Below are 10,473 nucleotides of genomic sequence, written 5' to 3' on the forward strand. Positions count from 1 at the left end.
ATCCTGAGCTTCGCCTTGAGCTCGTTGAGGAGCTCCAGGATCTGAGCTTGAATGGTGACGTCTAGCGCCGTGGTAGGCTCGTCAGCGATGAGGAGCTTGGGATTGCAGGAGAGCGCCATGGCGATCATCACGCGCTGGCGCATGCCGCCGGAGAGCTGGTGCGGGTACTCCCGTACCCGCTGCTCCGGGTTGGGGATGTGGACGAGCTTGAGCATCTCCACGGTCTTGTCAATCGCCTCCCGCCGCCCGAGCTTCTCGTGGAGCCTGAGCGCTTCGGCGATCTGCTCGCCGACGGTGAACACCGGGTTCAGCGAGGTCATGGGCTCCTGGAAGATCATGGAGATTTCCTTGCCCCGGACCTTCCGCATCTGCGCGGGCGGGAGCTCGAGGAGGCTCCGCCCGTTGTAGCGGATCTCCCCCTCCACGATACGTCCCGGCGGCTGGGGGATCAGCCGCATGATCGAGAGCGCCGTCACGGTCTTGCCGCACCCGGACTCGCCCACGACGCCGAGGGTCTCCGCCTTGTCGATGCGGAGGTCCACACCGTCCACCGCGCGGACCACGCCCTCGTCGGTGAAGAAGTACGTCTTGAGGTTCTTGACGTCGAGCAGCCTCTCCGCCATCAGCGCTCCCTCATGCGGCCCAGCTCCGTGTGATCTCCCGAAGAGCGTCGAGGGCGCGGTCGATGTCCTCGCGGTCCACGTCCTTGTGGGTCACACAGCGGATCGCTGTGGGGCCGATGGCGTGGATCTTCACCTTGCGGGCCGCGCAGCCCTGGACGAGCTCCGCGGCTCCGCCCGGGCGATCGACGAAGAAGATGACGATGTTGGTCTGGACCTTCGTGAGGTCGATCCGGATGCGCGGGAGCGCGGCGAGCCCTTCCGCGAGGCGCCGGGCGTTCGCGTGGTCGTCGGCCAGGCGGTCTATCATCTCCTCGAGCGCCACGATCCCCGCCGCGGCCAGGATCCCCACCTGGCGCATCCCGCCGCCGAGCATCTTTCTGAAGCGCCGGGCGCGGGCGACGAACTCCCGCGTCCCGCAGACCAGCGAGCCCACGGGCGCCGACAGCCCCTTCGACACGCAGAACGTGACCGAGTCGACCGGGCGCGTGAACTCGCTCAGCGGCCGCCCGAGGGCTACCGCGGCGTTGAAGATCCGCGCCCCGTCCAGGTGCACGGGGATGCCGGCCGCGCGGGCGATCTCAGCCACGGCGCCGATCTCCTCGGGGCTGCACACGGTGCCGCCGTGGCGGTTGTGGGTGTTCTCCAGGCACACCAGGCCGGTCGGCGGGACGTGGATGTTGGCAGGCCGGATCGCGCCCCTGACCTGATCAGGCGAGAGAAAGCCGCGCTCGGTCGGGATGGGGCGGGTCTGGACGCCGCCGATGACTGCGGCGCTCGCGACCTCGTAGTTGAAGATGTGGGAGTCCAGGTCCAGGATGATCTCCTGTCCCGGCTGGGTGTGCGAGAGGACGGAGACCAGGTTCCCCATGGTTCCCGAGGGGACGAAGAGACCCGCGTCTTTTGCGGTTCGCTCCGCCGCGAGGGCCTCCAACCGCTGGACAGTCGGGTCCTCCTCCCAGACGTCGTCGCCGACTTCGGCGCGGGCCATCGCCTCGCGCATCTCCGGGGTCGGCAGCGTCAGCGTGTCCGAGCGCAGGTCGACGACGTCGTGCACGCCCAGTCTCGGAGGGGGGCTACGCCCCCCTTCCGAACCTCCCCCCTGCAGTTCGAGCGTGGCGGGTTCGGCCATGCCGAGAGGCAGGCCACCCGCCGCGCGAGGCCCGAGTTGGTTGCGCGGGCCGGGTACCCACGGCGAAGCCGTGGGTGCGCGCTCGGCAACAACCGGCGTAGTAACCGAACGATAGCCTGGGCATGTGCTACCTCTGCGCCGCGAGTCGCTGCGCGGCCCGCCGCCCCCACTCGGTGTAGGCGTACTCGTCCACCAGCCGCTTCAGGAGGCGTCGCGCCTCGTCCGGCCGTCCCCCCTGGCGGTGGATCTCCGCCAGGAGAAAGAGGGTCTCGGGGATGACCAGCGTACGGGGGTAGTCCTTCATGAGGCCTTCGAGCCGCTGGCGGGCGGCGCCCGCGTTGCCCTGGTTGTAGTAGTAGTTGGCGACCCAGAGCTCTTTCTGGGCCAGGCGGCCGCGGCAGATCTCGATCTTGGCCAGGGCGTCGGGCGCGTAACGGCTCTCCGGGTACTCCCGGATCAGCTTCTTGAATGCCTCGAGCGCCTTGGCCGTGAGCCCCTGGTCCTGCTCGACGGGCTTCATCTGGTCGTAGTAGCTCATCGCGAGCCGGTACTGGACCAGGTCCGCGATCAGGTGACGCGGGTAGAACGCCATGAAGGCCTGGAACTCCTTGATAGCCTTCTCGAACTCGCCCTCCCGGTAGTAGGCTTCGCCGATCAGGAAGCGGGCCCGGGGCGCGAGGGAGGAGTCGGGATGGCGCTCGACGATTCTCGTGAAGTGCGTCCGGGCGTCCTCGTAGCGGCGACGGTCCAGCTCGTGCTCGCCTTTCTGGTAGAGCTCGTCGGCGGGGAGGATGGCCTCGGGAGCCTGGGTCGCGAAGCCGCACCCTCCCGGGAGGAGCGCTGCGAGAAACACCGCGGTCAGAGGCAGGAGAGATCGGTACATCAGTTGGCGTGCCCTTTAACTTGGCTTTCACATATACGGGGCCCCCCGCGAAAAGTCAAGCAGAAATTGGCCTTTCCGGCGTCTCCGGCGTCGCGGGCCCTTGACACGTGAGAACCGGGCCAGTATCATCCCGCACACTGGCTGCGCACCTGCTAAGCGCGAAGCACGCACCGCCTGGAGGGAGGCTTCGGAAGGGGGGCGCTATCCTCCTCCGAGGATTTGCATGAAGGCCCTCGTCTATCCCGAGTGGGACCGGCTCGAAGTCCGCGACGTTCCGGAGCCGACGCCCAAGCCCGGTGAGGTGATGGTCCGGGTGGCTGCGGTGGGGATCTGCGGCTCCGAGCTGGAGGGGTTCGCCACCCGCTCGCCGCGCCGGACGCCGCCCCTCATCATGGGGCACGAGTTCTGCGGCGAGGTGGCACAGGTCGGCGAGGGGGTCTCGGGCTACCGGCAGGGTGACCGCGTGGTCGTCAACTCGGTGATCTCGTGCGGGCGGTGCGAGGACTGCCGCGACGGCCAGAGCCACCTCTGCCGCGAGCGGGAGGTGTTCGGGATGAAGCGGCCCGGCGGGTTCGCCGAGCTCTGCGCGGTGCCCGTCTCGACGCTCCTGCCGCTCCCCGAAAAGGTCTCCCCACTCCAGGGGGCCCTCGTGGAGCCGCTGGCCAACGGGGTCCACGCGCTGGGCCTCACGCGCCAGCGCTTCCCCGAGACGGTGGTCGTCATCGGGGCCGGGACGATCGGGCTGATGGCGCTCCAGGTCGCCAAGGCTGCCGGCGCCTTCAGGCTCCTGGCGGTGGACGTGAGCGACGCGCGCCTGGAGGTCGCCCACCAGCTCGGCGCCGAGCCGGTCCTCAACCCGCGGCGGGCGGACGTGGTGGCGGCGGTCCGGGAGTTCACGCGCGGGCGCGGGGCCGATCTCGTCGTGGACGCGGTGGGCGCGTCGGAGACCCGTCGCGCCGCGGTTGCGGCGACTCGGCCGGGAGGCGAGATCGTCTGGGTCGGCCTCCACGACGATCCTACCCAGGTGTCCGGATTCGACGTGGTGCTGGGCGAGCGCAAGATCACCGGCTCCTACGCCGTCACCCCTCACGACCTCAGGGCCGCGATCGGCCTCTTCGCCCACGGCAAGATCGAGCTGGCGCCGTGGGTCCGGCCCTTTCCCCTCAGCGAGGGCGCCCGCGTCTTCCGCGAGCTGGTGACGGCGCCGCCCGCGGACTACATCAAGGCGCTCTTGCTCCCCGGATGCATCCAGAATTGGGTGATGGGGTCTTACGCTGCATAGCGGGCCACGGCCTGCTGGCGCTCCGCCCAGTACCTGTCCCAGTCGCCGTTGGCTTTGAGCACCCGGAGCCGCTGCAGCGCCGCCGCCCCGCGGCGATACCAGCTCATGCCGCACGTCTTCAGCCGGCGAGCCACCAGGACGTCAACCTGTTTCTCGACCGCCCCCGACCCCCACAGTGCCGCCCGGGGCAAATTCCGGATCCCCTCGGCGTTCGCCTGCACGTACTCGATCAGGTGCCGGAAGGCGGCCTGGACCTCGGCCGTGGGCGCCCGGATCGCCAAGCGCCTCAAGCGAAAGAGAATCTCCTCGGGCTGGCCCACGACAGCCGCGTGCAGCATCGGAGGGATCTCCGAATGCTCCGCCCCCAGCGTGGCCCTGAGGGCGCGCTCCAGATGCCAGAGGTCCAGGACATAGAAAGCACCGTTCCCGCTCCCGCACGAGCACGGTCTCCAACCAGTTGACGTCCGTCCGCTCCACCCGTATTCTCACCTCGAAGGAAAGACAGATTCCCTTCACGGGGCTCACCTCCTGGGAATGTTTGCCAAACTTCTCCCAGATAGACTGAGCCCCTTTTATTGCTCATCACCCAATTTTTGATGCTTCCATCCGCCGCGTGCCCGCGCCAACATCGACTGCGCGGCGTGCGCAGTATCTCCGCGCCAGATAGCGATTTCTTGACAGCTCGTCGAGGGCCGGCGTATGATCGGATGCACAGGAACCCGGGGCCATGGACGAGTTCTACCGGATCAAGCGTCTCCCCCCGTACGTCTTCTCCGTGGTGAACGACCTGAAGATCAAGGCCCGGGCCCGCGGCGAGGACATCATCGACCTCGGCATGGGGAACCCCGACCAGGGGACGCCCAAGCACATCGTCGACAAGCTCGTCGAGGCTGCCCAGAACCCCCGGAACCACCGCTACTCGGCGTCGCGGGGGATCACGCGCCTCCGCGTGGCGATCGCGAGGTGGTACCGGGACCGGTACGGGGTCGAGCTGGACCCGGAGACTGAGGCCATCGTCAGCATCGGGGCCAAGGAGGGGCTCGCGCATCTCGCGCTCGCGATCCTCCAGCCCGGGGACGGGGCGCTGGTCCCGAACCCGACGTACCCGATCCACTCCTACTCGATCGTGATCGCTGACGGAGACCTGCGCTCGGTGCCGCTGGTGCCCGGCGACGACTTCTTCGCGCGCCTCCAGGAGACCGCGCGCCTGGCCTGGCCGAAGGCGAAGCTCCTGGTCCTCTCGTTCCCGCACAACCCCACCACCCAGGTGGTCGATCGCGGCTTCTTCGAGCAGGTCGTCGCCTTCGCGCGCGAGCACCGGCTGATGGTCGTCCACGACTTCGCCTACGCGGACTTCGCCTTCGACGGTTACCGGCCGCCGTCGTTCCTCGAGGCGCCGGGCGCCAAGGAGGTCGGGGTCGAGCTGTTCTCGCTGTCGAAGTCCTACAATATGCCCGGCTGGCGGCTGGGCTTCGTGTGCGGCAACGCCCGCATGATCCACGCCCTCGCCCGCATCAAATCGTACCTCGACTACGGCGCCTTCCAGCCGATCCAGATCGCCGGCATCATCGCGCTCGAGGGGGACCAGAGCTGCGTCGGCGAGATCGTCGAGGTCCACCGGAAGCGGCGCGACGTCCTCGTGGACGGGCTGAACAAGCAGGGCTGGGCCGTGCCGAAGCCCCTCGGCACGATGTTCGTCTGGGCCCCGATCCCGGAGCCCTTCCGTGCCATGGGTTCGCTGGAGTTCGCCAAGCTCGTCCTCCAGGAAGCCAGGGTGGCCGTCTCCCCTGGCATCGGCTTCGGCGAGTACGGCGAGGGGTACGTGCGGTTCGCGCTGGTGGAGAACGAGCAACGGATCCGCCAGGCTCTGCGCGGCCTCAAGAGCCTCGGCGGGAAGCGCTGACGTCTCCCCGCTCCGAACCGCTGCGCGAGCGGATTCCGTGAAAGACGTCCGGATTGGGCTCCTCGGCCTCGGTACAGTCGGGAGCGGTGTCGTCAAGCTCCTGAACGCCCACCGCGGCGAGCTGGAAGCGCGGGCCGGCTGCCGGCTCGTTCTGGACGCGATCGCCGACCCGGACCTCACGCGGCCCCGGCCGGGGCTCGACCTCCAGGCCCTCCCGCTGGTTCCCGATGCCGGCCGGGTCCTCGGCGATCCCGGGATCGAGATCGTCGTCGAGCTGGTCGGCGGGCTCGAACCCGCCCGGAGCTTCATCCTCAAGGCGATCCAGGCCGGGAAGCACGTCGTCACCGCCAACAAGGCGCTGCTGGCTCACCACGGCGCGGAACTGTTCGAAGAGGCCCGAACCCGCGGCGTGATGCTGGGCTTCGAGGCTGCCGTGGCGGGCGGGATCCCGCTGATCCGGGCGGTCAAGGACGGGCTCGTCGCCAACCGGATCCTCTCGGCGTTCGGCATCGTCAACGGCACCTCCAACTACATCCTCACCAAGATGACCGACGAGGGCCAGGAGTTCGGCGTCGTCCTGAAGGAGGCCCAGGCCAAGGGCTACGCCGAGGCGGACCCGACCCTCGACGTCGAGGGGCTGGACTCCGCGCACAAGCTCCAGATCCTGGCCACGCTGGCGTTCCGGACCCCGGTGGACCTGAAGGAGATCCACACCGAGGGGATCACCGGGGTGACGCCGCAGGACATCGCCTACGCCGGCGAGCTCGGCTACCGGATCAAGCTCCTGGCCATCGCGAAGGCCTCCGACAGCGGGCTCGAAGCGCGGGTTCACCCGACCATGATTCCCGCGAGCTCGCCCCTGGCCGCGGTCTCGGGGGTGTTCAACGCCGTGTTCATCACCGGAGACGCCGTCGGCGACCTGATGTTCTACGGTCGGGGCGCGGGGCAGATGCCGACTGCCTCCGCCGTCTGGTCGGACATCGTCGAGATCGCCCGGCGGCAGGCGCACGGGCTCCCCGCGCTCCCGCTCGATCTGCCCGGATCCTCCGCCCGCCCGCTGCCCCTCCAGCCCATGGAGGAGATCCGCTGCGCCTACTACCTGCGCGTCATGGCGCTGGACCGGCCCGGCGTCCTCTCCCAGGTCGCCGGCATCCTGGGACGTCACGACATCTCGATCGCCTCGGTGATTCAGAAAGGACGGGCGGCTGCCGAAGCCGTGCCCGTGGTGATGATGACCCACGAGGCCCGCGAGCGCGACATGCGACAGGCCCTCGCGGCGATCGACCGGCTCCCGGTGGTCGCCGGGCGGACGATGATGATCCGCGTCGAAGGGGGAGAAGGCTAGCGCCGTGCCAATAACCGTCGCATCTCTGCGTCCTCCGACCACCCTTCGGGTGGTGCCCGCGCCGATCCTCAACGTACCAGAAGTACGCCTCCCGACCCACCTTCGGTGGGTACCCCCTCCTCCCTGCGTCCTGCACCCATCTTCGATGGGCACCCGGCTCGGTTCTTGTCACGGCGATCGCGCGGTTGTGCCAGAGCTCAACCCATACGTCCGCGAAGGGGGAGAGGCGTGATGCCCTGGCCGGGGGTCATCGAGCGCTACCGGGAGTTTCTCCCGGTCACCGAGAAGACGCCGGTGGTCACCCTCCTGGAAGGGAACACGCCGCTCATTGCGGCGCCGCGCCTGGCGGAGGCCACCGACCCGCGGCTCACGATCTATCTGAAGTGCGAAGGGTTCAACCCCACCGGCTCGTTCAAGGACCGCGGGATGACGATGGCGATCTCCAAGGCCCTGGAAGCCGGGTCGCGCGCCGTGATCTGCGCCTCGACCGGGAACACCTCCGCGTCGGCAGCCGCCTACGCCGCGCGAGCCGGGCTCCGGGCGTTCGTCATGGTGCCGAAGGGGGCCGTCGCCATCGGCAAGCTCTCGCAGGCCGCGATCCACGGGGCCAAGGTCCTGACGATGGAAGGCTCCTTCGACCAGGCGCTCGCGATCGTCAGCGAGATCGCCGAGACGCACCCGGTCACGCTCGTGAACTCGCTCAACCCCTACCGGCTCGAGGGGCAGAAGACCGGAGCCTTCGAGGTCGTCGACCAGCTCGGCCGCGCGCCCGACTACCACCTGATCCCGGTGGGCAACGCCGGGAACATCACGGCGTACTGGCGGGGCTACCGGGAGTACTACCAGGCGCGGAAGTCGAAGGAGCTGCCGCGGATGGTCGGCTTCCAGGCGGCGGGGGCGGCGCCGATTTACGAGAACCGGGTGATCGCCGAGCCCAAGACCGTGGCGACCGCGATCCGCATCGGTAACCCCGCCAACTGGGGCTACGCGGTCGAGGCCATGAAGGACTCCGGCGGCTGGATCGACGTGGTGACCGACGAGGAGATCCTCCGCGCCTACCGGCTGCTCGCCCACGAGGAGGGAATCTTCATGGAGCCGGCCTCGGCGGCAGCGGTCGCGGGGCTCATCAAGATGGCGAAGGCGGGGCGCCTGGAGCCGGGGTCGACGGTCGTCCTCACCCTCACCGGCCACGGACTGAAGGATCCGGACACCGCCCTCGAGTCCTCCTCCCGTCCGACCACGGTCCCGCCGCGGCTCGGCGCGGTCCTCGCCCAGCTGGGCCTCTAAGACAATCGGAGGGGGCCCGGGTACCCACGCCGGAGGTGTGGGTGTCCCCCTCCGAGGCCTCCCCCACTCCGCTTGCGCGGGCGAAGCCCGCGCTCGAGGGAGACTTGCAGCGTGCTAATCTTATCGCCATGAGCCTGCCCAGGCACTGGGCCAAAGTCCTCCTCGGGGTCGCGGTCAGTGCCGGTCTCCTCGCCTACCTCCTCGCGAGCGTGGACCTCCGCCAGGTGGGCCACCACCTGGCGCGCACCCAGTGGAGCTACCTCGCCCTGAGCGTCGCGCTGGGTCTCCTCGCTGCGTGGGCGAGGGCCCGGCGCTGGCGCTACCTCTTCCCGCCCGACGCTGCGCCGTCGCGCCTCTTCTCCGCCGTCATGATCGGCTACCTGGGGAACAACGTCCTCCCCCTGCGCGCGGGCGAGCTGGTCCGCGGCTACCTGGCCGCACGACACAGCGGTCAGGGGTTCTGGACCGCCATCGCCACGCTGGTCGTCGAGCGCGTGCTCGACGCGCTGGCGGTCGTCCTGATCCTGGCGTGGCTCGTGCTGATGATTCCCGTGCCCGACGAGCTCAAGTGGGGCGCCCTTGTCTTCCTGAGCCTGGATCTGGCGGCGATGGCCGCGCTGACCGCCCTGGTGGTAGTCCCGGAAGGCTTCCGCGCCTTGGTCAGCGTGCTGATTGGGCGCTGGCCGCGCCTCCTGGCGAAGGCCCTCGCCATCCTCGAGACCTTCACCCTCGGGCTCCGGGGGATCCGCACGCCCAGCCACCTCCTCCCGATCCTCCTCTGGTCCGTGGGGCTCTGGGTGCTCTACGCCCTCGCAACGTGGAGCGCGCTGGCGGCCGCCCAGCTCCTGCTCTCGCTCACCGCGGCGTGGGCCGTCGTGGCGTTCGTCGGGCTGGGCATGAGCCTGCCCTCGGCGCCGGGGTTCGTCGGCGTGATCCAGGCCGCGGTCGTGCTGGCGCTGACCCTCTTCGACGTGCCGCGGGCGGAAGCCCTGAGCTTCTCGTTCCTCTACCACGCGAGCCAGCTCATCCCGGTCACGCTGGTCGGGTGGCTCCTCCTGATGCTCGAACACGCGAGCCTCCTCCAGCTCACGCGCCAGGCGATCCCGGAGACCGACGCCCGCGGGACGTGAGCGCCCCTCCCGCGGGCCGATCCACGCGCGCGAGCGGCGCCGGCCTTTACATCCTCGCCGCTGCTCATGTACGATGCCGCCCATGAGCCTCGTTGTTCAGAAATACGGCGGCTCGTCCGTCGCGGATCCCGAGAAGATCGCGCACGTGGCCCGCCGCGTCGCCGAGACCGCGGCGCAGGGGCACCAGCTCGTCGTGGTCGTCTCGGCCATGGGGAAGACCACCGACTCGCTCCTGACCCTGGCCCAACAGATCACGCCGACGCCGCCCCCGCGCGAGCTGGATCTGCTCCTCGCCACAGGCGAGCAGGTCTCGAGCGCGCTCCTCGCCATGGCGCTTCAGGCCCTGCGCCGGCCCGCCCGCGCCTTCACCGGCGCCCAGGTGGGGATCTACACCGACACGGTCCACGGGCAGGCCCGCATCCGGAGGATCGAGAACGAGCGGATCCGGCACGCCCTCGACTCCGGCGAGGTCGTCGTAGTGGCGGGGTTCCAGGGGGTGACCGCCGAAGAGGAGATCACGACGCTCGGGCGCGGCGGCTCGGACCTGACCGCCGTGGCCCTGGCGGCGGCCCTCAAGGCGGACCTGTGCGAGATCTACACCGATGTCGACGGGGTCTATACCGCCGACCCCAACATCGTGCCCGACGCCCGCAAGCTCAGCCGGGTCTCGTACGACGAGATGCTGGAGATGGCGAGCCTCGGCGCCAGGGTGCTCCAGTCGCGCTCGGTGGAGTTCGCGAAGAAGTACGCGGTACCGGTCCACGTCCGCTCCAGCTTCAAGCCGGACCCGGGCACGCTCGTCACGAGGGAGGACAGCAGGATGGAGGAGGTCATCGTCACCGGCCTGACCCACGACCGGAGCCAGGCCAAGGTCTCGATCCTCAGGGTCCC

Annotated in this window: 10 protein-coding genes; 6 read left to right on the forward strand and 4 right to left on the reverse strand. The window is 69.4% G+C overall.

The window, feature by feature from the left end; all coding sequences use genetic code 11:
• The 3 genes from HY726_09935 to HY726_09945 all read right to left on the reverse strand — a co-directional run.
• Window positions 1-623 (reverse strand): ABC transporter ATP-binding protein (locus tag HY726_09935; GenBank protein ID MBI4609320.1); only part of this gene is annotated, 623 nt, incomplete at its 3' end.
• Window positions 624-633: 10 nt separating this feature from the next.
• Window positions 634-1,752, reverse strand: a complete 1,119-nt coding sequence (gene ltaE, locus HY726_09940) for a low-specificity L-threonine aldolase (GenBank protein MBI4609321.1) — start codon at window positions 1,750-1,752, stop codon at window positions 634-636.
• Window positions 1,753-1,879: 127 nt separating this feature from the next.
• Window positions 1,880-2,635 (reverse strand): outer membrane protein assembly factor BamD, encoded by a 756-nt coding sequence (locus tag HY726_09945; GenBank protein ID MBI4609322.1) that lies wholly within the window; start codon window positions 2,633-2,635, stop codon window positions 1,880-1,882.
• Between the two features lie 223 nt (window positions 2,636-2,858).
• On the opposite strand from HY726_09945, the gene HY726_09950 reads away from it, so the two are divergent.
• On the forward strand, window positions 2,859-3,917 hold the full coding sequence (locus HY726_09950; GenBank protein MBI4609323.1) for a galactitol-1-phosphate 5-dehydrogenase: 1,059 nt from the start codon (window positions 2,859-2,861) through the stop codon (window positions 3,915-3,917).
• Here HY726_09950 and HY726_09955 read toward each other — a convergent pair.
• Complete coding sequence (locus HY726_09955) at window positions 3,905-4,324, reverse strand: hypothetical protein (GenBank protein ID MBI4609324.1); 420 nt, start codon at window positions 4,322-4,324, stop codon at window positions 3,905-3,907. The two genes, HY726_09950 and HY726_09955, sit on opposite strands and share 13 nt — an antisense overlap.
• A gap of 320 nt (window positions 4,325-4,644) precedes the next feature.
• On the opposite strand from HY726_09955, the gene HY726_09960 reads away from it, so the two are divergent.
• From HY726_09960 to HY726_09980, 5 genes are all read left to right on the forward strand, one after another.
• Complete coding sequence (locus HY726_09960; GenBank protein ID MBI4609325.1) at window positions 4,645-5,820, forward strand: aminotransferase class I/II-fold pyridoxal phosphate-dependent enzyme; 1,176 nt, start codon at window positions 4,645-4,647, stop codon at window positions 5,818-5,820.
• Between the two features lie 37 nt (window positions 5,821-5,857).
• Window positions 5,858-7,165: a homoserine dehydrogenase gene (locus tag HY726_09965; GenBank protein ID MBI4609326.1), complete on the forward strand. Its 1,308-nt coding sequence runs from the start codon at window positions 5,858-5,860 to the stop codon at window positions 7,163-7,165.
• 228 nt (window positions 7,166-7,393) lie between these two features.
• Complete coding sequence (locus HY726_09970; GenBank protein ID MBI4609327.1) at window positions 7,394-8,452, forward strand: threonine synthase; 1,059 nt, start codon at window positions 7,394-7,396, stop codon at window positions 8,450-8,452.
• A gap of 128 nt (window positions 8,453-8,580) precedes the next feature.
• Complete coding sequence (locus tag HY726_09975; protein ID MBI4609328.1) at window positions 8,581-9,582, forward strand: flippase-like domain-containing protein; 1,002 nt, start codon at window positions 8,581-8,583, stop codon at window positions 9,580-9,582.
• An 82-nt stretch (window positions 9,583-9,664) separates the two neighbouring features.
• Window positions 9,665-10,473 (forward strand): aspartate kinase (locus tag HY726_09980; protein MBI4609329.1); only part of this gene is annotated, 809 nt, incomplete at its 3' end.

Source organism: Candidatus Rokuibacteriota bacterium, assembly GCA_016209385.1.
GTDB lineage: Bacteria > Methylomirabilota > Methylomirabilia > Rokubacteriales > CSP1-6 > JACQWB01.

Coding starts and splice junctions, on each gene's coding strand:
- ltaE (MBI4609321.1), bottom strand. CDS start 1,752: ATGGCCGAACCCGCCACGCTCGAACTGCAGGGGGGAGGTTCGGAAGGG.
- HY726_09950 (MBI4609323.1), top strand. CDS start 2,859: ATGAAGGCCCTCGTCTATCCCGAGTGGGACCGGCTCGAAGTCCGCGAC.
- HY726_09975 (MBI4609328.1), top strand. CDS start 8,581: ATGAGCCTGCCCAGGCACTGGGCCAAAGTCCTCCTCGGGGTCGCGGTC.
- HY726_09960 (MBI4609325.1), top strand. CDS start 4,645: ATGGACGAGTTCTACCGGATCAAGCGTCTCCCCCCGTACGTCTTCTCC.
- HY726_09945 (MBI4609322.1), bottom strand. CDS start 2,635: ATGTACCGATCTCTCCTGCCTCTGACCGCGGTGTTTCTCGCAGCGCTC.